The 21,504-nt window shown below is 41.5% G+C and carries 18 protein-coding genes and 1 tRNA gene; 12 read left to right on the forward strand and 7 right to left on the reverse strand.

Translation table 11 applies throughout. The annotated features are described in order from the left end of the window. The first annotated feature begins 274 nt into the window (after positions 1–274). From H3V11_RS00295 to H3V11_RS00310, 4 genes are all read left to right on the forward strand, one after another. The gene (locus tag H3V11_RS00295; protein ID WP_038648923.1) at positions 275–529 is read left to right on the forward strand and encodes a hypothetical protein; all 255 of its coding nucleotides are present in this window, start codon (positions 275–277) and stop codon (positions 527–529) included. A 252-nt stretch (positions 530–781) separates the two neighbouring features. Further along, positions 782–1,897 carry a chorismate synthase gene (gene aroC / locus H3V11_RS00300; RefSeq protein ID WP_025330980.1) on the forward strand — a complete coding sequence of 372 codons (1,116 nt, stop codon included), beginning with the start codon at positions 782–784 and terminating at the stop codon, positions 1,895–1,897. 101 nt (positions 1,898–1,998) lie between these two features. Then, positions 1,999–2,436, forward strand: a complete 438-nt coding sequence (locus H3V11_RS00305) for a ProQ/FINO family protein (protein ID WP_025330981.1) — start codon at positions 1,999–2,001, stop codon at positions 2,434–2,436. Between the two features lie 44 nt (positions 2,437–2,480). Continuing rightward, the gene (locus tag H3V11_RS00310; protein WP_198223359.1) at positions 2,481–3,248 is read left to right on the forward strand and encodes a TatD family hydrolase; all 768 of its coding nucleotides are present in this window, start codon (positions 2,481–2,483) and stop codon (positions 3,246–3,248) included. Between the two features lie 210 nt (positions 3,249–3,458). Here the strand turns inward: H3V11_RS00310 and H3V11_RS00315 are convergent, their stop codons facing one another. Together H3V11_RS00315 and H3V11_RS00320 are read right to left on the reverse strand one after the other, a co-directional pair. Beyond that, positions 3,459–5,438, reverse strand: coding sequence for a ligand-gated channel protein (locus tag H3V11_RS00315; protein ID WP_198223360.1), 1,980 nt, complete (start codon positions 5,436–5,438; stop codon positions 3,459–3,461). Between the two features lie 303 nt (positions 5,439–5,741). Then, positions 5,742–5,834, reverse strand: a tRNA-Ser gene (locus H3V11_RS00320). Positions 5,835–6,293: 459 nt separating this feature from the next. Between H3V11_RS00320 and eno the strand changes: the two genes are divergently transcribed. The 3 genes from eno (at position 6,294) to H3V11_RS00335 (ending at position 8,599) form a co-directional block, all read left to right on the forward strand. Then, positions 6,294–7,577 (forward strand): phosphopyruvate hydratase, encoded by a 1,284-nt coding sequence (gene eno / locus H3V11_RS00325; protein WP_100125926.1) that lies wholly within the window; start codon positions 6,294–6,296, stop codon positions 7,575–7,577. 30 nt (positions 7,578–7,607) lie between these two features. Continuing rightward, positions 7,608–7,928, forward strand: coding sequence for a cell division protein FtsB (gene ftsB / locus H3V11_RS00330; protein WP_198189991.1), 321 nt, complete (start codon positions 7,608–7,610; stop codon positions 7,926–7,928). Positions 7,929–8,221: 293 nt separating this feature from the next. Continuing rightward, on the forward strand, positions 8,222–8,599 hold the full coding sequence (locus H3V11_RS00335) for an STAS/SEC14 domain-containing protein (RefSeq protein WP_198223361.1): 378 nt from the start codon (positions 8,222–8,224) through the stop codon (positions 8,597–8,599). A gap of 78 nt (positions 8,600–8,677) precedes the next feature. Here H3V11_RS00335 and H3V11_RS00340 read toward each other — a convergent pair whose 3' ends face one another. Then, positions 8,678–9,370 carry an alpha/beta fold hydrolase gene (locus H3V11_RS00340; protein ID WP_198223362.1) on the reverse strand — a complete coding sequence of 231 codons (693 nt, stop codon included), beginning with the start codon at positions 9,368–9,370 and terminating at the stop codon, positions 8,678–8,680. Between the two features lie 218 nt (positions 9,371–9,588). Between H3V11_RS00340 and H3V11_RS00345 the strand changes: the two genes are divergently transcribed. Then, positions 9,589–10,074, forward strand: coding sequence for a YbhB/YbcL family Raf kinase inhibitor-like protein (locus tag H3V11_RS00345; RefSeq protein WP_038648930.1), 486 nt, complete (start codon positions 9,589–9,591; stop codon positions 10,072–10,074). Positions 10,075–10,150: 76 nt separating this feature from the next. On the opposite strand, the gene rbfA is transcribed toward H3V11_RS00345, so the two are convergent. The 4 genes from rbfA to rimP all read right to left on the reverse strand — a co-directional run bounded on the left by rbfA (position 10,151) and on the right by rimP (position 15,567). Continuing rightward, positions 10,151–10,522 (reverse strand): 30S ribosome-binding factor RbfA, encoded by a 372-nt coding sequence (rbfA, locus tag H3V11_RS00350; protein ID WP_025330989.1) that lies wholly within the window; start codon positions 10,520–10,522, stop codon positions 10,151–10,153. Positions 10,523–10,602: 80 nt separating this feature from the next. After that, positions 10,603–13,539: a translation initiation factor IF-2 gene (infB, locus tag H3V11_RS00355; RefSeq protein ID WP_198223363.1), complete on the reverse strand. Its 2,937-nt coding sequence runs from the start codon at positions 13,537–13,539 to the stop codon at positions 10,603–10,605. Positions 13,540–13,549: 10 nt separating this feature from the next. Next, the gene (gene nusA / locus H3V11_RS00360; protein WP_037392462.1) at positions 13,550–15,037 is read right to left on the reverse strand and encodes a transcription termination factor NusA; all 1,488 of its coding nucleotides are present in this window, start codon (positions 15,035–15,037) and stop codon (positions 13,550–13,552) included. Positions 15,038–15,084: 47 nt separating this feature from the next. Next, the gene (rimP, locus tag H3V11_RS00365; RefSeq protein WP_198223364.1) at positions 15,085–15,567 is read right to left on the reverse strand and encodes a ribosome maturation factor RimP; all 483 of its coding nucleotides are present in this window, start codon (positions 15,565–15,567) and stop codon (positions 15,085–15,087) included. A gap of 441 nt (positions 15,568–16,008) precedes the next feature. On the opposite strand from rimP, the gene H3V11_RS00370 reads away from it, so the two are divergent. From H3V11_RS00370 to H3V11_RS00385, 4 genes are all read left to right on the forward strand, one after another. After that, positions 16,009–17,880, forward strand: coding sequence for a potassium transporter Kup (locus H3V11_RS00370; RefSeq protein ID WP_232335724.1), 1,872 nt, complete (start codon positions 16,009–16,011; stop codon positions 17,878–17,880). 31 nt (positions 17,881–17,911) lie between these two features. Continuing rightward, entirely contained in the window at positions 17,912–18,958 is a 1,047-nt protein-coding gene (argC, locus tag H3V11_RS00375; RefSeq protein ID WP_198223672.1) for an N-acetyl-gamma-glutamyl-phosphate reductase, read from the forward strand. Positions 18,959–19,012: 54 nt separating this feature from the next. Next, positions 19,013–19,360, forward strand: coding sequence for an iron-sulfur cluster insertion protein ErpA (erpA, locus tag H3V11_RS00380; RefSeq protein ID WP_025330995.1), 348 nt, complete (start codon positions 19,013–19,015; stop codon positions 19,358–19,360). A 292-nt stretch (positions 19,361–19,652) separates the two neighbouring features. Then, positions 19,653–21,173 carry a catalase gene (locus tag H3V11_RS00385; RefSeq protein WP_198189986.1) on the forward strand — a complete coding sequence of 507 codons (1,521 nt, stop codon included), beginning with the start codon at positions 19,653–19,655 and terminating at the stop codon, positions 21,171–21,173. Positions 21,174–21,504 lie beyond the last annotated feature (331 nt).

The raw sequence follows: 21,504 nt of genomic DNA on the forward strand, positions 1-21,504 counted from the left end.
GAGATGAGCTATGATGGGGAATTTATCAATACCCCATCATTTATAATAATAAAAAATTATTCTTTTAATGCCATATTTAATAAATATAGATAAAACAATAATATAAATCAGTAAAAATATTGATATTCTCTATATTAATAATGATACTTTCAGCTAAATGATTTTTTATTCTATAATCTCCAGATAACAAAATTACACTAATGACACCATAAATTAATTCGCCAGATAACCAGAAAGATTTATAATAAAACAATATTTCTATCCGAAGAGAATTATGAGATTAAAACTCGTTTCCCTTATTGCTTTACTTCTAGTTGGAGCATGCAGTATTGGCATGCCTTCTAATGTGGCAGTCGGTATTGGTGGTGGCAATCACAATTTTGGTCTTGGTACGACAATTAACTTTCCGATTAGAACCAAGCCCGTACCATCAGAACCACCCGTTATAGCCGGTACAGAACCATCCGGCCAGCCTGAAAAACCGGCAGCAAAAACAACCGATCAGAAAAAACAGCCTATCAATAAATAAAAATATTACATTTGATTCATTATTAAATTTTACTATCCATTTACATATTTTTTACTTATCAGGCTTATCACATCCTTATTTCTGTTGATAAGAGACAAAAATTTCTGGTAAAAAAGGTAAATTTATAACCATATCAAAGCATCTGCGCCAAAAACAAACGAACTGCCAGACAAATTATGCCTAAACCGTATAAACCATGCTAAACTCAACAGCAAAATTATTTCTGATACTGAAAATGTAAGAGTAAAACTTATGGCCGGCAATACTTTCGGACAAATCCTTACTGTTACCACCTTTGGTGAAAGCCACGGTGCTGCAATTGGTTGTATCATAGACGGGTGTCCGCCGGGACTGGCTTTAAATGAGGCCGATATTCAGCATGATCTGAACAGACGTAAACCCGGTACCAGCCGCCATGTTACTCAGCGTCGTGAAGCAGATATTGTCGAAATTCTTTCCGGCGTATTTGAAGGAAAAACCACCGGCACACCGATAGCTTTATTAATCAGAAATACTGATCAGCGCAGTAAAGATTATAGTGATATTGCTCAGAGTTTCCGCCCCGGACATGCGGACTACACATATTGGCATAAATACGGTATCAGAGATTATCGCGGCGGCGGACGTAGCTCAGCTCGTGAAACAGCTGCCCGGGTAGCAGCAGGCGCAGTAGCCAGAAAATGGTTACGTCAGCATTTTAATACTGAAATAATTGCCCATATCACCCAGATTGGTGAAAAAAATATCTCTTTTGAAGATTATGCCTATATAAACAATAATCCTTTTTTTGTCGCCAATAAAAGCCAGATTCAAGAACTGGAACAATATATGGATAGCATACGTAAAGCATGTGATTCCATCGGAGCCAAACTGCATGTTACTGCTCGTCATGTTCCGGTCGGACTGGGTGAACCGGTTTTCGATCGTCTTGATGCCGATATAGCTCATGCCATGATGGGCATTAACGCAGTTAAAGGCGTAGAAATAGGTGCAGGTTTTGAATGTATACGCCAAAAAGGTAGTGAACATGGAGATGAGCTGACACCTGAAGGATTTAGATCTAATAATGCCGGCGGTATATTAGGAGGCATCAGCAGTGGTCAGGACATACACATTAATCTGGCCATTAAACCTACCAGCAGCATTGCCACACCTCGTCATTCAATAGATATTCATGGCAAGCCGGTTCTACTATCGACCCAAGGTCGTCACGATCCTTGTGTCGGACTGCGCGCAGCGCCAATTGCCGAAGCAATGCTTGCTTTGGTTCTCATGGATCATGCTTTACGCCAGCGTGCACAAAATGCTGATATTCACGTAGATACACCTGATATTGCTCATTATTTATCTGATGAAGCTAATATCTGAATATTTTTTATAGCCATAACTGCAAAGTTATCATCTGTATCAATGATTTAATTCATTATTATTTCATTGAAATGGCCATAAACCCACAAGGAAGTAACTTTATGAGTCAAGAAACCGCTTTGGGTGCAGCCCTGAAATCAGCTGTACAGACCATGAGCAAAAAAAAGCAAACTGATATGATTGCCGAACATATCTATCGCAAATATGATGTATTTAAGCATTTTAAACCATTGGCAATCGGCATTGATCAGGATTTAATTACTGCATTACCACAATATGATCCTGCTCTTATAGCACGCGTTCTGGCCAATCACTGCCGCCGGCCGCGATATATCAAATCTCTGGCACGCGGAGGAAAGCGTTTTGATTTGAATAACCGCTTTAAAGGTGAAGTTTCACCAGAAGAGCAGGCTATTGCTAAACAGCATCCCTCTATGCAGACAGCAAAACCGGCATCAGCAACTGAAGTCGCAGAAACCCCCTCTGCAAAAGCTGAAACTGATCATAGCAGTAGCAGCGAAGAATCATCACAGAACTGATACCAGCAGATACACGAGCCCTCAAGCTCGTGTTTTTTATTCTCATGCTATTTGACAGCCACTGCCATCTCAATCACAGCCCCCTGACAGAAAATTTAACCCAAGTACTGCAACAGGCTGCTGATAAACATATTGGTCATTTTCTCGTACCAGCCACCAGTCCTGCTGACTGGCTGACAACTATCGAACTGCAAGAAGCTTACTCTTGCATATATGCGGCAATAGGCATTCATCCCTGGTATATCAACAGTCACAATGATTCTGCACTCAATCAACTCGAATCATTACTACATACACATCCAGATATTATGATGGGAGAAATTGGTCTGGATTTTGCACGAATAAATAACACAACAGACAAAAATTTGCAGATTAACTGTTTTGAAGCCCAACTAAGAATGGCCAAATCTCTACAGCGTCCTGTCATTATTCATAACGTCCATACTACCGATGCTTGCATACACAGTATTAAACGTTGCCAATTTACTTTTGGCGGGATTGCTCATGCCTTTTCCGGCAGTATGGAAGAAGCACAAGCTTGGATTAAGCACGGTTTTTTTATTGGTGTTGGTTCTTTATTATTACGAACACAGGCAAAAAAAATTCGGCACATTGCCGAAAAGCTACCTTTACAACATATAGTAATCGAAACAGATGCACCTTATATGTCTCCTCTGCCGCATCAGAATAACACTCCTGATAATTTACGCCAGATTGCTGAAATCATAGCTGGCTTGCGCAATAGTCACTGGCAGAATATAGCCTCTATTACCAGCAAAAATACGTTTCAAGTTATTTCACAAAAAACTTAGTCTCAGTATTATTTATTAACTGAAAAAAATCATTGGTGAAAGACATGAATAACACTAGAATGCTTTTTGCTTAGTACGCATATACAGAAATTTAAATAACTATTCATCATTAGGAATCTGCCAGCTTTCAACAATGGAAAGCTGACAGATTTATACTTTTTTCAGAAAGTTAATAATAAGAAATTATTTTGAAACAGCAATAACTTCAGATTAGAAATTAACTTGTGCACTAATACTATAACGGCGCCCATCCAGAGTACGACCATAATCTTTCTGATCAACTCTTTTATCAAATATATTATAAATACCGCCACTTAAAATCAGATCTTTTTTCGGTTTAAATACCAATCCTGTATCTACAAAACCATATGATGGTTTACCAATTGCCATTGAGGTTCGTGACAGATAATCTGAAGTTCTGCTGCGGAAATTCCATCTGGCCCATGTAGATAATTTTTCCGTCGCATTCCAGTTAAGCGTTGTATTGAACATATTTTTTGGCATTTCATTTAATGGTTTACCACTAAACTGACCACTCTTTTGCTCACTATGTGTGTAGGTATAATTCGCAGACCAGTCTACTTTTGGTGTAATTTTCCAGCCAAATGTTGCTTCTATACCGCGTAAAACTGCTTTATCCACATTTTCGCGCTGACTGATGAAATCAAAATATTCATTACGCCAAGAACAGGCATTTGAACCAGCCTTACCCTGACAGGTACGTACTTCCGTTATTTTGTTTTTAAACTTTGTATAATAAGTAGTTAAACCAGCAGAAAGATTACGGTTATTATCCCAGTTGAAACTGATTTCGAAATTATCTGATTTTTCCGGTTTCAGATTTGAGTTACCTATAATAATACCATTAGAATATCCACCACCGGTTACCTGCCCCCAGCCATCTGATGCTGCACGCAGTGCAGGTGCTTTATAACCACGGGAATAACCACCCTTTATTGTCCATTCTTTATTAGGCGTCCATACACCATAAAGCTTTGGAGTGATCTCAGAACCATAATTTTCATCATGATCCAGTCGTGCTGCACCAGTCAGTGCAAATGTTGGCACGATACGCCATTCATCCTGTCCGAAAACTGCCCAGGAATCACGCTCCAGATGAGTTAACCGTCGCCCGTTAATAACAAGCTGGTTACCCGTATCATTCAGTTCTTCCCGCTGCCATCTGCCGCCGATGCTCAAAGTATGCTTATTCAGGCGAAACTGAGTCTGGGTATTAAAAATAGTATTTTTTTCATGCATATCACGTGACGGATTATCATTTTCCTCACGCTGAACATATGTCTGAGTATCAATTTTATCGTAGTAGCCACGATGAGTAATACTATACTGATTGCGATCATACAGCGTGTAATCGTCTGTAGGTTTTACACCCCTGCGGGGTGCTGTATCAATTGTTTTACCTACTTTACCATTGCGATTCTGTAAACTTCGGTTTAATTCAAAATCAATTGTATTTTTATCATCCGGTGTCCAGGACAGAACCAGATCACCGTTGCGCATACGCTGTTCTTTATAGCCGCCGATAAATTTATCTTCATCGCGGTGAGAATATCCTGCATTAACACGGATACCTAATTTATCCTGAATTAACGGACCGGAAACATAAACGCTGCTTTGCAGAGTATTACCGCTATTACTATGCTGTTGTATAGTAGCATCTGCCTTAATTGAACCAGTCCAGTCAGCAGCTGTTTTTTTGGTAATGATATTAATCACCCCACCCATTGCATCGGATCCATATAAAGCTGAAGCAGGACCACGAATCACCTCAATCCTCTGAATCGCTGAAATTGGTGGCATCCAGCCCTGCTCAATTCCCGGACCATCGGAATTAGGACGAACCCCGCGCGAATTGACCCGTTTGCCATCTATCAGCAACATAGTATAAGCACCCGACATCCCACGGATACTGATATCTTTCGTACTGCCGCCACCGGTTACTACCACTCCTGGTACATCCAGCAAAGCATCAGTGACATCGTGATATTCCTTAGTTTCGAGTTCTTTGGCATTAATCACAGTAATTGATGCTGCTGCATTTTTTGCCTGTTGTTTAAATCCCGAAGCTGTTACCACTACATCATCCAGTACTGCTTCTGCAGCATATAACGGAGATATTAAAGTTGGGAGTAATGCCAGTGAAAACGAATGGTGAATCAGTTTACGCATAATGAAGACGGACCTCTGACGAATTTATTTTAATAAAATTTAAATAAATTATTTAGTTAAATTCATTTAAATGATAATAGTAATCATTATATAATTTAACATAAATATACCTAAAAAGCATCAGATTTATTGACAAAATATAAAAAAGAATACCATTTGAGTTGGCGTAGGTATTATGTCATGGCAAGTAATGACATAACTAAATGATTTGAAAATAAGATTTACCAATAGCGATACATACTCTCATTTTAAAACCAGTAAATAAAAAATCCCTGAAATTTAATTCAGGGATTTTTTGTAATATGGCGGAGAGTAAGGGATTCGAACCCTTGATACAGGTTTTGCCCGTATACTCCCTTAGCAGGGGAGCGCCTTCGACCACTCGGCCAACTCTCCGTAGAGAAGTTGCGAACTATACCTAATCAACTCTTAACTGTCAAACAAAAATATACAAAAAAAACTCCGAAATGATGCCCTATTTGCTAACACTATAGCAGTAAACAACATTTTCTTTACGCCTATAAACCACCGATGGATACAAATTTGAGCTATACTAAAATTCCGATCTCAGATAAAGTGATATATAGCCACCATAAGTTCCTGAGAGTTTTAGCTGATTCTCCAAAGCACCTTTAACAGAAATCAATTTGTTTACTTTATATAATAAACATATGCTACCTGATTGTTCTATTTAATTTACTGCTCAAAAAAATCAAGTGTAAATTACCCTTTTCTCATACTCAGCCTCCGGTATAATACAAAGTTTAACCATCTGGTCAACCCGATGACTGGCAAAATTATTGTTTGTAGTCTTTATCGCATAACAATATAAAATTTAAAATTCTGGAGACTTGCATGAGTGCAATTATTGACATCTTTGCGCGTGAAATACTGGATTCACGCGGTAACCCGACAGTTGAATGTGATGTTCTGCTTGAATCTGGGGTAATGGGCAGAGCTGCCGTGCCTTCCGGCGCGTCTACCGGTGAAAAAGAAGCACTGGAACTGCGTGACGGCGATAAACAGCGGTATTTGGGCAAAGGTGTATTACAGGCTGTAGAGAATGTTAATAATGAAATTGCACAGGCACTTATCGGCATTGATGCCAGTGAACAAAGCTATATCGACCAGATTATGATTGATCTGGACGGTACTGATAATAAAGGTCGCCTTGGAGCCAATGCTACGCTGGCAGTTTCACTGGCAGTTGCCCGTGCTGCAGCAGAAGATGCCGGTTTGCCACTATATCGTTATATAGGCGGTGCCGGGCCAATGTCCATGCCTGTTCCGATGATGAATGTTATCAATGGCGGTGCACATGCCAATAATAGCCTTGATATTCAGGAATTCATGATTATGCCGGTGGGCGCAGAATCTTTTCGTCAGGCATTGCGCTGTGGTGCTGAAGTATTTCACCATCTGAAAAAATTATGTAATGATAAAGGTATGTCTACCAGTGTTGGTGATGAAGGCGGTTTTGCGCCAGATTTAGCCAGTCATGAAGAAGCCATTCAGCTGATTCTGTCTGCTGTAGAGGCAGCAGGCTATATTCCGGGCAAAGATATCGTACTGGCTCTGGATTGCGCTTCCAGTGAGTTTTACAAAAACGGGCATTATGAATTAACTGCAGAAAATCTGAGCCTGACCAGTGCCGAGTTTGCTGACTACCTGACTGACCTTGTTAACAAATACCCTATTGTGTCTATTGAAGACGGTATGAGCGAGCACGACTGGGAAGGCTGGAAACTTCTGACAGAACGTCTGGGTAAAAAAGTACAGCTGGTTGGTGATGATCTGTTTGTTACCAATCCGGCTATTTTAAGCGAAGGTATAACCCAGGGTCTGGCTAACTCACTTCTGGTTAAGGTCAATCAGATTGGTACATTGTCCGAGACACTTAAAGCGGTAGATTTAGCCAAACGCTTTGGCTATACCAGTGTAATGAGCCATCGCTCCGGCGAAACCGAAGACAGCACCATAGCTGATCTGGCTGTAGGTACAAACTGCATGCAAATTAAAACTGGTTCACTTTCACGCTCTGATCGTATTGCGAAATATAATCAGTTGCTGCGAATTGAAGAAGAACTTGGTTCTGCAGCCTACTATCCCGGTAAAAAAGCTTTTTATCAGCTTAGCTAATTCTGATATGGAATATTATAGGCAAATAAAATGAAGTGGGTAACCTGGGTACTGTTATTTGCATTGGCCGGTTTACAATACGACTTGTGGATGGGGCATGGTGGCTGGCACGATATGTGGAATTTAGAGAACAACGTCATAAATCAGAATGCCAGTAATGAAACCCTGATACAGCGTAATCGTGCTCTTACCGCCGAAATTAAAGATCTCGCCGATGGAAAAGATGCGATAAACGAAATGGCTCGGGATAAACTGGGTTATATACAGGATGGCGAAGTTTTCTATCGTTTTGTACCTTCAGGCACACTTGTAACTACTACAAATAATCAGAATAATATTCCTCAAAGATAAAGAAAAACACTTTGACATTACCAAACCAGCAGTTTTTAGTACCAAAAACCGCTGGTTTTATTTTATAGCAATAAATTGCAATATATTCTGTTTCCAACAGATGATTTAATTTGACTAATAAAATCCATCAACCTATAGTTTGGTTGTATCAATACCACAGCTTTTAAAATTTTCTAATCAATATCAGAATAGACTTAAAAGAATCATAGCCAATATATTAATCAATTAGTATGATATTTTAAAATCTGCTGAATCAGGTAAGATAAATTGTTCTGGGCATTAAAGGCAAATATATGATTTCTATCCATCAGAAAAGTTACGGTTTAGACGTTGTACTATACAATGAATTTACACTGGAAGACTTTTATCAGCTGGAAAATGCTTTGTTAAAAGCCATTGAACACATTCATTTACCTAATCTGTTACTTGATCTGAGCCAGATGAAAGATTTCACTATAGATATGGCTTTAGAACATCTCAGATTTCTGCGTCAGCATGCCCATGATTTTGGTCGCACTGCTATTGTCGTTGACGATGTTTGGATTCGTATAGGTATACGTCTTGCTAATTTACTAACTTTGCAACGACCCAGATACTTTAGTGATACAGCTACAGCGCAAAAATGGCTGGAACAGAATACACAAAATTCAAATGCCATCCGCAATAATTAACTGCTTTATTCATCAGTAAGCACACTTAATATATTTAACTGATAAAACCAAAAATATTTTTAATTAAATTTAATTACATCAAAGCTGATTGAGCCAGCCGGATATCGTTTCAGCCAATATTTCCGGTTGCTCCAGTGGCAACATATGCCCGCTATTTTCGATTATTTTCAGACTAGCCTGTGGTATAAATTCCTGCAACTCCTTAGCTTCATCGATAAAGCGCATCTGATCCTGCGCAGCAGCAATAATCAAAGTCGGGCAGGAAATTTTCTGACCTGTCGGAGTTTTACGGTTTAGCAAAGATTGTCTGCTTAACACATCAAAACCCAAACGTTCACTCATCTGCCGGATTCTGCTAATCATCTCTTGATTATTTTGATTATCAGGTCGCAACGTCTGGATTATAGCCTTATGTCCCAAACCACGAAAATTTAGATGCTGCTGAATTTGTAAAGTATTTTGCTTTGCTGCGTATTGCTGTGGTGTATCCTCACGCAATGAAGTAGCAATTAAGACAAGGGCAGCAACCCGCTGCGGATACTGGGCGGCCAGTGTTCTTGCAACATAGCCGCCAAGCGAAAAACCAATGAGCACAAAACGTTCAGGAGCAGAAACAGCAATATTTTCTGCCATAGCAGCAATACTGTCTCCGTTTACCAGTGATGCACATAATACCGGCTGGGATTCAGCCAAATTAGCTTTCATATCATTCCATAATGTTTCATCGAGCATAAAACCAGGAATGCATACCCAAGGTAATATTTCTTTCATCTTGATATTCCCAATAGAGCAAACCACTGGTCTGATATTTTATAACAGTTTATCAATCAGCCAAATTAATGTTTGCAATTAGTTTGCTGCCAATTTAAAACCCATTTAACTAATTCCATTGTTATTTAATTTTTTTACATTTACATTGACTTAACCAACCTTATCCAGCAAAATTAAATCACTACATATCTTATTTTCCAATGACATTGAGAAATATAATGCCAAATACATTTACTTTAACCAGTCCTGAATTTAAAAATGGCGATACTGTTGATTCCTCTTATCAAAGTGATCGTGATAACCAGTCTCCTGCTTTAATTTGGGAAAATGCGCCAGCCGAAACCAAAAGTTTTGCAATTCAATGCCATGATCCTGATGCGCCTACAGGAGGTGCAGGCTGGTGGCATTGGATGGCGATTAATCTGCCAAAAGACTTAACTGAACTGAAAAGAAATGCTGGTGCAAAAGGCGGGCAGAATTTACCTGCCGGAACACGTCAGCTACGTAACGATAGCGGAACTTTAGGTTATTCGGGTTTTTATCCGCCAGAAGGTCATCCGCCCCATCGTTATATTTTTACTGTTTATGCTCTGAATACTGATAAAATTGATTTACCCGAGGATGCAACTACTAGTTATACGGGTTTTGTAGTGAATAGTCATGCCATTGCCAAAGCCTCAGTAATGGTTCACTATGGCCGCTAAATTCATAATATAAATCAGGTTAAATAATATAAAAAGAGGTTGTCCAATCTTGGACAACCTCTTTTTTAAGCTTCATTTAATCCTCAACCGGTTTTTCTTTAGAAACTTTATCAATCAAATGCGAAATACTCATACCTCGTTCAAGCGAGTCATCATAAATGAACGTCAGCTCAGGTGTACGGAATAAAGTTATTCGACGAGCCAGTTCGCTACGCAAATAACCCTTAGCATGTTCCAGTGCTTCTTCGGTTACAGCACGGGTACTGTCATCCAGCACAGTGTAATAAATAGTAGCATGACTATAATCGCGGGTTACTTCTACTTCATTAATTGTAATAAAACCGGCACGCGGATCTTTGAGACCAACACGTACAAGTTCGGCCAGTTCACGCATAATCTGCTCTTTAACACGATCCTGACGAGCATAACCACGCTGAGGTTTACGCATAATCATTCCTTTCTGTGATCAGGCCAGTAAATTCAGGCAGCCGGAAACTTCTCTGGCTGCCTGTTATACCCTAAATCATTTTAAAGCTTACGGGCAACTTCAACTACCTCAAAGACTTCCAGCTGATCACCTTCCATAATTTCATTGAAGTTTTTCAGCATCAGACCGCATTCGAAGCCTTGACGTACTTCCTTAACATCATCTTTAAAGCGTTTTAATGAAGCCAGTTCACCTGTATGTACAACCACATTATTACGGATTAACCGAACATGAGAATCACGCTTGATTAAACCATCGGTTACCATACAGCCGGCGATATTACCCACTTTTGATACGTTAATAACCTGACGAATTTCTACTGTACCAATCACATTTTCTTTTTGTTCTGGTGCCAGCATACCGCTTAAAGCTGCCTTCACATCATCAATAGCATCATAAATGATATTGTAATACCGGATCTCAATACCTTCATGTTCAGCCAGTTTACGTGCAGTGGCATCAGCACGTACATTAAAGCCGATGATTACTGCGCCCGAGGCGATAGCCAGATTCACATCAGATTCTGTCACACCACCTACACCACTATGCAATACATCAACCCGTACTTCATTAGTAGACAGTTTACGCAAACTTCCTGCTAAGGCCTCATAAGAACCCTGAACATCTGCTTTAATAATAATCGGCAAGCTTTGCGCCTGATTTTCACCCATGTTGTTAAACATGTTTTCCAGTTTGGCGGCCTGCTGTTTAGCCAGTCGTACATCACGATATTTACCCTGACGGAACAGAGCAATTTCACGTGCTTTTTTCTCATCGGCCAGTACAATAAAATCTTCACCGGCATTAGGTACATCTGACAAGCCCAGGATTTCTACCGGGATAGACGGGCCGGCATCAGTAATGGTTTTGCCGTTCTCATCTACCATGGCACGTACGCGACCAAAAGTCGTACCGGCAAGCACAACATCACCTTTACGCAATGTACCGCTTTGTACCAGCAAGGTTGCTACCGCACCACGCCCTTTATCCAGACGTGACTCGACAACAATACCTTTAGCAGCAGAATCTACAGGAGCTTTCAGCTCCAGAACATCTGCTTCCAGCAATACTGCTTCCAGCAATGCATCAATATTGGTGCCCTGTTTGGCAGAAACATCAATAAACTGTACATCACCACCCCATGAGTCAGGGATGACTTCATGTGCTGTCAGTTCCTGACGAATACGTTCAGGATTGGCGCCTTCTTTATCAATCTTATTTACAGCCACTACTAAAGGTACTTTAGCAGCTTTAGCATGTGCAATGGCTTCAATAGTCTGAGGCATTACTCCATCATCAACAGCCACCACCAGAATCACAATATCGGTAGCCTGCGCACCGCGGGCACGCATAGCAGTAAATGCTTCATGTCCCGGTGTATCCAGGAATGTAATCACACCGCGCGGTGTTTCCACATGATAGGCACCAATATGCTGTGTAATACCACCTGCTTCACCCTGCACAACACGGGCACGGCGAATATAGTCCAGTAAGGATGTTTTACCATGGTCTACATGCCCCATCACAGTAACCACCGGCGGACGGGGTAATTTTTCAGCCTCAGTAACGGTAGTATCTTCATCCAGAAAGGCTTCAGGATCATCAGCTGCAGCAGCCTTACCGATATGCCCCATTTCTTCTACTACAATCAGGGCGGTTTCCTGATCCAGTGACTGGTTGATGGTCACCATCATACCCATCTTCATCAGGGTTTTAATCACTTCTGCAGCCTTAACAGCCATTTTATGTGCAAGCTCAGCAGCCGTGATGGTTTCCGGCACCAGCACTTCATGTACTACAGGTTCAGTAGGTGCCTGGAAGGCATGCTGATTCGGTTCCAGTTTAAGCTGTTTCTTACCACCTTTTTTACTGCCTCGTCTGCTGCTGCGTCCCTCTTCAGAGTTGGCCGCATCTGCCGAACGCCGGTTTTTACCACCGCGTGCTGATTTACCTTTTGGCATATCGTCTTCACGCTGATGACGCTGTTCATCCTTTTTACGCCGGCCTGCTGATTCAGACACATTTTCTGCCGCTTTCGGTGCATTACTGCTCACCGGCTTTTTCTCAGTTGGCTTAGCCGAACGCACTTCAGCAGTTTTCTGCTCACTAACTGCTTTACTTTCTTCCTTAGCCTGCTGTTTAGCTGCTTCGCGCCGTGCCTGACGTTCCTGTTTCTGTTTCAGTAACATTTCACGATGAGCGCGCATGGCTTCAGCACGTCTGGCTTCTTCATCACGCTGAGCCTGCTCTTCAGGACTGATAATCGGCTTAGCTGCTTCAGCCTTAAGTGCAGCCAAATCAATTTTTTTCGCATTCCGGTTACGGTTGTTGCGTTTGGATTTAGACTGCTCAGTTTTGTCTGCTGCTGGCTTTTTATCAGCAGGTACTTCTGCAGGTTGAGCTGCTGCGTTCTGTTGCTGTTTCACTTCCTGTTTTACCACTTCTGTCTGCACAGATTCCACTTTAGGTTTCTGTTCGGTTTTACTGGCCGCCGCTGCTGCTTTCAGACGTGCTGCTTTCAGACGTGCTGCTTCTGCAGCTGCTGCCGCAGCAGATTCTTCTCTGCGTCGCGCTTCAGCCTGCTCTTCAGCAGCTTTTCTTGCCAGTTCTTCAGCCTCAGTATCTGCTGTTTTCACCGGTTCGGATTCAGGCTGCGGAAGATTCTGTTTTTCTTCTGCCTGTCTGGCTTCCTGTTCTTCCGGCGGTACAGCAATACGCCGCCGCCGGCGGGTTTCAACTTCAACGCCGCCAACAGTACTTTTTTCAGCTGGTTTTTTACGATTCAGCGTGATGGTACCGGCAGACTGACTACCATTAGACTGCTTTAAATAAACCAGCAACTGTTTTTTATCTGCAGCTGTCAGTTTATCCGTCGCTGCCTGTTTGTGTACTCCTGCTTCGGCTAACTGTTCCAGCAACCTTAAGGTTGATAAATGCAGTTCCGAGGCAAATTGTTCTACAGTTATTTGATTACTCATTCGCGTACCCTCATACTTCGTCAAACCAGTGGGCGCGTGCTGCCATCACCACTTTCTTGGCGGTTTCCTCATCAATGCCTGTAATTTCAATCAGTTCATCTACTGACAATTCGGCCAGATCATCACGGGTTTTAATTCCTTCATTGGCCAGATCATGCAGCATTTCCTGATCAACACCTTCCAGATTTTTCAAATCTTCGTCCATGTGCTCTAACTGCTCTTCAGAGGCGATGGCCAGGGTTAAAATGGCATCACGGGCACGATTACGCAATTCTTCTACCGTACTTTCATCAAAACCCTCAATTTCCAGCATTTCCTGAACAGGAACATAAGCCACTTCTTCCAGGCTGGTAAAGCCTTCCTGAACCAGTACCTCAGCTACGTTTTCATCAACACCCAGGTTATTGATAAACAGCTCACGTACGGCTTTATCTTCAGCTTCGTGGCGTTCCTGAGCCTCATCCACAGTCATGATGTTCAGCTGCCAGCCTGTTAGTTCGGCTGCCAGACGTACATTCTGTCCACCACGTCCGATTGCCAGGGCCAGCTGATCTTCTGCCACAATCACATCAACAGAATGATGATCTTCATCTATCAGAATACGGGTTACTTCGGCCGGACTCAGCGCATTAATCACAAACTGTGCAGTTTCAGGCGACCACAGCACTACATCAATACGCTCACCTGCTAACTCTTCCGTTACTGCATTGACACGCGAACCGCGTACACCAATACAAGTACCCTGCGGATCAATACGAGCATCATTGGATTTCACCGCAATTTTGGCACGTAAACCCGGATCACGTGTTACTTCCTTGATTTCCAGCAGACCATCTTCAATTTCCGGCACTTCCATTTCAAACAGTTTTAACAGGAATTCTCGCGAAGTACGTGTCAGAATAACCTGACTGCGGTTACCAATCTGGTCTACCCGTAAAAACAAAGCCCGTACTCTGTCACCATTACGAAAGTTTTCACGCGGAATCATCTGATCTCGCGGCAACAGTGCTTCCAGACGGCCAATTTCCACGATTGCACCGTGTCGTTCCACACGTTTAATCGTACCCAGAACCAGGCTATCTTTACGCTGTAAAAATTCATTTAAAATCTGTTCACGCTCTGCATCGCGAATGCGCTGCAAAATAACCTGTTTGGCTGTCTGTGCGCCAATCCGGCCAAATTCTACATTTTCGATTGGTTCTTCGTAATACTCACCAATCTGCAGCGTAGTTCCCGGAATTTCTTCCTGAATCTCTTCAATGGTTTTTTGAATATCGGGATAGGTATAATCCTCATCAGCCACAATCAGCCAGCGGCGAAAACTGCTGTAATCGCCGGTATTGCGGTTAATCACCACCCGCACATCCATATTTTCACGCTCAGTTTTTTTCTTTGCCGCACTGGCCAGAGCAAATTCCAGCGCGCTGAATACTACTTCTGTATCTACATTTTTTTCACTGGCCAAAGCTTCGGCCAGTAGTAAAATTTCACGACTCATTTAATTCTCCTTGTAAGCCTTTGCTTACAAAAATATGAAATTTCAATTTAAAAATCAAATTCTGGTTTTAAACGTGCTTTATCAATATTCTGCCATTCTATTAAAACTGTCTTACCGGCTGCCACAGCAGCACGTTTGACCCGACGCGCTTCATTAATTTCTTCCAGCGTAATACTGATTAAATCGTTTTCATCAATACCATTAATCCGACCAATAAAATTCTTCTGCCCGTCTATAGGCAAACGTGTCTTAATCTTGGCCAGTTGCCCGGTAAAACGCGTAAAATCTGCCGGTTTGGTTAAAGGACGGTCTAAGCCCGGGCTGGAAATTTCCAGACGCTGATAATCCACATCCTCTACAGCCAATACCCGGCTTAAATGATTACTGACCGCAACACAATCATCCAGGGAAATACCGCCTTCTGCCTTATCAATAAAGACGCGTAAATCCCCCTGAGCAGTCAGCTCATAATTAACCAGCTCATAGCCCAGACCCGGCAAAGTTTTTTCTAAAATGCCCTGAATATCCATCTGTGCTCCATAAAAACAAAAAAATGGCCTTAGGGCCATTTCTCAATAATTCGAAAAATTTCTTTATTTTAACTCATTGTTGAAAAAAAAGAAACCACCTGCCATTATTCAAATTTAAAATTAATACCGATTAGCACAAACATATCAATTAATTGCGTCATTGGCACTGTATAATCACTGTCTGAAATCAGTCATAATAATTAACATTATGTAAATTTTTCATAACAAATTATGAAATAATGTCAACAATTTACCGTTTCGTTCAGATATACTGATAAATGATGCATCTGCATCATATCCAAAAGCACAAAATTAATATGAATTAATTATAAGTTGCTATGACTATTGAATAAAAAACTAAAGAAACTCACACTTAAGGGATTGGCTAAAGTTGACGTTAAGACTAAACTGCACTCCCCTATAATCACTAGAGGTAAATAAATGCGTAAACAGTTTTCTGCCAATACCGCAATGACACTGGCTGCATTGGGTATTGTTTACGGTGACATTGGAACCAGTCCTCTGTATGCCTTAAAAGAAAGCTTCCGCGCTTCTACAATCGCTCCCACAGAAACTAATGTACTGGGCTTTGTTTCTTTGATTGTATGGTCATTACTCCTGATCGTTACTCTGAAATATGTTCTGTTTATTCTGCGAGCCGATAATAATGGTGAAGGCGGCGTTGTTGTACTGATGCAGCAGGCAATGCAGCATCTTAAGGGTAAACCTGTATGGATTGTGATGATGATGGGGCTTACCGGCACCGCTCTTTTTTACGGTGATGCCATGATTACGCCGGCCGTATCGGTTTTATCCGCTGCAGAGGGGTTAACGGTAATCAGTGAAAGCTTCCGGTCTTATGTTATGCCAATAGCATTGGTTATCCTGTTCGGACTTTTTTTAATTCAAAAAAAAGGTACACACAAAATCGGTACACTGTTTGGTCCGGTTATGCTGATATGGTTTAGTGCTATTGCACTGATAGGCCTGTATCAGATAGTTCAGGCTCCGAAAATTATTCTTGCGTTCAGCCCTTTCTATGCAATTAATTTTGCCATTAATCATGGCTGGGACGGTTTTATCGGGCTGGGCTGCGTTGTACTGGCTGTAACCGGTGCAGAAGCCCTCTATGCCGATATGGGACATTTTGGTCGTAAACCAATCCAGACAGCATGGATAAAAATTGTTTTACCTAGTCTGATTATCAATTATCTGGGTCAGGGTGCCCTGATTCTGCATAATCCGAATGCAATTAATAACCCGTTTTTTCTCAGCGCACCGCACTGGCTATTGATTCCATTAATTATTCTGGCTACTTTTGCAACTATTATTGCCAGTCAGGCCGTTATTGCTGGAGCCTACTCGCTTACCCGTCAGGCAATACAGCTTGGCTTTGCCCCGCGCATGAATATTATCCATACCAATAATGAAGAAGTTGGTCAGATTTACCTGCCGCTGGTTAACTGGCTGTTACTGGTAGCAGTTACATTAGTAGTACTGGCTTTTCACGACTCAGAACATCTGGCTTCAGCTTACGGTATTGCGGTTACGGGTACTATGGTTATTACCTCATGTCTGTTCTGTGTAGTGATGATTAAAAACTGGCGCTGGCCAATCCCGCTTGCCTTACTGCTGACTTCGGTTTTCCTGTGTTTTGATCTGGTTTTCTTCAGCAGTAACCTGCTAAAACTAATTCATGGCGGCTGGTTCCCGGTAATGGTAGCCCTGATTGTGGTTACATTATTCTCAACATGGCGTCGCGGACAGGCACAATTGCTACAGGCACAGCAAAATCAGGAATTTTCATTGGATAATTTTGTTGAAAACCTGCACTACTACCCGCCTCAGATTGTTTCCGGCAATGCAGTATTCATGGTTTCCGACCCGTTCAGCATTCCGCGAGCACTCCTGCATAATCTGAAACACAATAAAGTACTGCATAGCTATAATGTATTACTCAGCGTCAAAACCAAAGAAATACCCTATGTAGCCGATAATGACCGTATTGCCATGAAACAGATTGGTCCCCGCTTTACCAGAGTCATCGCCAATTATGGTTTTCAGGAAACAGCCAATATCACCCATATTCTGAAATTGATGGCTGAACAAGGGATTAAACTTGATACCATGGATACCTCATTTTTTCTGTCGCACGACAGCATTGTTGTTGCCGCCAAAACCAAACATGGCAATATGGGGCGGTTACGTGCACGCCTTTTCAAATGGTTATATAAAAACAGTGCTTCAGCCGGTAATTACTATCATATACCGGCTAACCGCGTCGTCGAACTCGGCGCTCAGGTCGTGATTTAACTACACAGCAATTGCAAAAAATTCATGAGAGATCCATATGAGCATTAAAATCGGCATAGTCGGAGCCACAGGTTATACTGGTGTAGAACTATTACGTTTACTGGCACAGCATCCGGAAGCTGAAATCATCACTGTTACCAGCCGCAGCACTGCCGGAACAACGCTAAGCGATTATTTTCCCAGTTTGCGCGGCATCTATGATCATTTGATTTTCCAACATCCCAATCAGGCCGACTTAAGTAAATGTGACTTAGTATTTTTTGCAACACCTAACGGTGTAGCCATGCATGAGGCTCCAATATTACTGACACAGGGAGTTAAAGTAATCGACCTGTCTGCAGATTACCGTATCAAAGATGTAGCAGTCTGGCAAAAATGGTATCCGTTTACTCATGCCAGCCCCGAATGGATCGCAAAAGCTGTTTATGGTTTGGCGGAACTGAACCGTACTGCCATTACTCAGGCGCAGCTGGTAGCCAATCCTGGGTGCTATCCAACTTGCGTCAGCCTGCCTTTGTTACCTTTATTACAGCAACAATGTCTGATTCATGACATGCCGCTTATTGCCGATTGTAAATCTGGAGTATCTGGTGCTGGTCGCAAAGCAAATACCGGCAACCTGTTTGCAGAATGCAGCGATAATTTCAAAGCTTATGGTATCAGCGGACACAGACATTTACCGGAAATCAGGCAAACACTGAATCTTTTACAACCTAATTCAGGTAACAGTCTGGTGTTTGTACCTCATCTGATGCCCTTGATTCGCGGCATGCATGCCACCATATATATTCAAGTAAAAGAAGGTTGCAACCCATATCAGTTGATTGCCGATTATTATCAATCCAGCCCGTTTGTTGATGTCATGCCTGCTGGCAGTGCACCTGAAACCCGCTCAGTCCGCGGAGCGAATCTCTGTCGCATCAGTATACAACCTGCGCCGCAGAATAATACCTGGATTATACTTTCTGTAATTGATAATCTGGTAAAAGGTGCAGCCGGACAAGCTGTACAGAATATGAATATCATGTTCGGGTTTGATGAAAAAAGCGGATTAAATCTTATTCCCCTCTTGCCATAACCGGTCAGCAGGATAGACAATCAAGTATGCACATATTATTAAAAGGACTACACCATGTCAGAAACCGATATTGAAACACCGATTATCTTTACTGAAAGCTGTTGTACCAAAGTAAAAGATTTAATTGCAGAAGAAAACAATCCGGACCTGAAACTGCGCGTATTCGTAACAGGTGGGGGATGCTCAGGTTTCCAGTACGGTTTTACTTTTGATGAAATCGTTAATGATGATGATTTTGAAATCCAGAAAGATGGCTTAACATTTCTGATTGATCCAATGAGTTATCAGTATCTGGTTGGTGCAGAAATCGATTATTCTGAAAGTCTGCACGGTTCACAATTTGTTATCCGCAACCCTAACGCAACTACCACCTGTGGTTGTGGCTCGTCTTTCTCTGTTTAAGTGAATCGACTATATAGCAAGATTTCTTTACTCAAACAACTGAATTAATTTTCTAAACCAGCCAAAGCAGGCTGGTTTATTTATGGGCAACAACCAGCAATAACCAAAAATTGTTCACTTTAAAACTCAATACATTAAAAATTTCACACAATATTAAAAATAATTTCTATTTACAATAAAACATAAAATAACAAAATATTAACATCATATTTTATTCAAAAGCCTATAATCATCTGGGTAGCCAAAAGCAGTAAAGGACTTTTTTAATAACAAATTAACAAGGAGCTTTACCATGAACCATGATATAAAAAAATGCCCGGTAACCCATCTCACAACAGATCAGGGGGCGCCTGTCTCTGATAATCAGAATAGTCTTACAGCCGGACCACGCGGTCCTTTACTGGCTCAAGATTTATGGCTGAACGAAAGACTGGCCAATTTTGTCCGTGAAGTTATCCCTGAACGCCGGATGCATGCAAAAGGCTCAGGTGCATTTGGTACTTTCACAGTTACCCACGATATAACCCAATATACATGTGCCAAACTATTCAGCCAGATTGGCAAAAAAACCGAAATGTTTGTACGCTTTTCCGAAGTAGCAGCTGAACGCGGTGGCGGAGATGCTGAGCGCGATATCCGCGGCTTTGCCATGCGCTTTTATACCGAACAGGGCAATTGGGATCTGGTAGGCAATAATACACCTGTATTTTTTCTGCGTGATCCGCGTAAATTTCCAGACCTTAATAAAGCCGTCAAACGCGACCCCCGTACCAATCTGCGCAGCCCTACTTATAACTGGGACTACTGGACTTTACTGCCGGAATCATTTCATCAGGTAACCATTACCATGTCCGACAGAGGCATACCGGCCAGTTACCGGCATATGCATGGTTTCGGTTCACATACATTCAGTTTCATTAACGCTAATAAAGAACGCTTCTGGGTTAAATTTCACTTCCGCACTCAACAGGGAATTAAAAACCTTACCGATGAAGAGGCCGCCACTATCATGGGACAAGATCGCGACAGCCATCAGCGCGATCTTTACAATGCTATCGAATCCGGTAATTTTCCTAAATGGACAATGTATATCCAAATCATGCCGGAAACCGATGCAGAAAAAGTACCCTATCATCCGTTTGATTTATCTAAAGTATGGCCGCATGGCGATTATCCGCTTATCGAGGTGGGCGAATTCGAACTAAACCGCAACCCGGATAACTATTATCTTGACGTTGAACAGGCTGCTTTCGCTCCTAGTAATCTGGTGCCGGGAATCAGCGTTTCTCCTGACAAAGTATTACAAGCACGCCTGTATAATTACGCAGACGCTGCCCGCTACCGTGTAGGGGTCAATCATCATCAGATACCCGTTAATAAAGCACGCTGTCCCGTTTTCAGTAACCATCGTGATGGTACAACCCGGGTAGATGACAATTATGGAAGTCTGCCCCATTACGAGCCTAACAGCTTTCATCAATGGCAGGAACAGCCTGAATTTCGTGAACCTCCGCTTAAAATACATGGTGATGCTGATTTCTGGAATTTCCACGAAGACGATAATGACTATTTCAGCCAGCCCCGCGCCTTATTTAACTTAATGAATGATAACCAGAAGCAGGTACTGTTTGAAAACACAGCACGAGCTATGGGTGATGCACCTGACTTTATCAAATACAGACATATTCGTAACTGCAATGCCTGCCATCCGGACTATGGTGCAGGCGTAGCCAAAGCACTGGGCATGACAGTAGAAGCAGCTATAGCAGCACGCAGCAGTGACCCGGCACAGGGATGTGCTGTTCTGATTTAAACTTAATCATTAATTGATAAAAATCCTTAAACAATAACGTTTAAGGATTTTTTATATAGAAATATATTTCCGTTAGATAATTTATTAAAACTAAAATCTTTATTAATCCGGATTCATAAACAACTAAAACATTAAAATAATTTAATCAGAAAAATGTTCTATATAAAGGGAATGAAAAACTATAAATTAAACTACAACATAAAAATGTATCAAAATATTTTAATATTTAAAATTCATAATATTAATTACCTGAATTTCTTTAATGACTATTCATCGATCATCGACTTATTTCAAACCTTCAAATTCTGCATTAAATTAACATTTATCTTTA

The sequence above is a fragment of the Snodgrassella sp. W8158 genome, from assembly GCF_016100435.1.
GTDB lineage: Bacteria > Pseudomonadota > Gammaproteobacteria > Burkholderiales > Neisseriaceae > Snodgrassella > Snodgrassella alvi.

Coding starts and splice junctions, on each gene's coding strand:
- H3V11_RS00295 (WP_038648923.1), top strand. CDS start 275: ATGAGATTAAAACTCGTTTCCCTTATTGCTTTACTTCTAGTTGGAGCA.
- aroC (WP_025330980.1), top strand. CDS start 782: ATGGCCGGCAATACTTTCGGACAAATCCTTACTGTTACCACCTTTGGT.
- H3V11_RS00305 (WP_025330981.1), top strand. CDS start 1,999: ATGAGTCAAGAAACCGCTTTGGGTGCAGCCCTGAAATCAGCTGTACAG.
- H3V11_RS00310 (WP_198223359.1), top strand. CDS start 2,481: ATGCTATTTGACAGCCACTGCCATCTCAATCACAGCCCCCTGACAGAA.
- H3V11_RS00315 (WP_198223360.1), bottom strand. CDS start 5,438: ATGCGTAAACTGATTCACCATTCGTTTTCACTGGCATTACTCCCAACT.
- eno (WP_100125926.1), top strand. CDS start 6,294: ATGAGTGCAATTATTGACATCTTTGCGCGTGAAATACTGGATTCACGC.
- ftsB (WP_198189991.1), top strand. CDS start 7,608: ATGAAGTGGGTAACCTGGGTACTGTTATTTGCATTGGCCGGTTTACAA.
- H3V11_RS00335 (WP_198223361.1), top strand. CDS start 8,222: ATGATTTCTATCCATCAGAAAAGTTACGGTTTAGACGTTGTACTATAC.
- H3V11_RS00340 (WP_198223362.1), bottom strand. CDS start 9,370: ATGAAAGAAATATTACCTTGGGTATGCATTCCTGGTTTTATGCTCGAT.
- H3V11_RS00345 (WP_038648930.1), top strand. CDS start 9,589: ATGCCAAATACATTTACTTTAACCAGTCCTGAATTTAAAAATGGCGAT.
- rbfA (WP_025330989.1), bottom strand. CDS start 10,522: ATGCGTAAACCTCAGCGTGGTTATGCTCGTCAGGATCGTGTTAAAGAG.
- infB (WP_198223363.1), bottom strand. CDS start 13,539: ATGAGTAATCAAATAACTGTAGAACAATTTGCCTCGGAACTGCATTTA.
- nusA (WP_037392462.1), bottom strand. CDS start 15,037: ATGAGTCGTGAAATTTTACTACTGGCCGAAGCTTTGGCCAGTGAAAAA.
- rimP (WP_198223364.1), bottom strand. CDS start 15,567: ATGGATATTCAGGGCATTTTAGAAAAAACTTTGCCGGGTCTGGGCTAT.
- H3V11_RS00370 (WP_232335724.1), top strand. CDS start 16,009: ATGCGTAAACAGTTTTCTGCCAATACCGCAATGACACTGGCTGCATTG.
- erpA (WP_025330995.1), top strand. CDS start 19,013: ATGTCAGAAACCGATATTGAAACACCGATTATCTTTACTGAAAGCTGT.
- H3V11_RS00385 (WP_198189986.1), top strand. CDS start 19,653: ATGAACCATGATATAAAAAAATGCCCGGTAACCCATCTCACAACAGAT.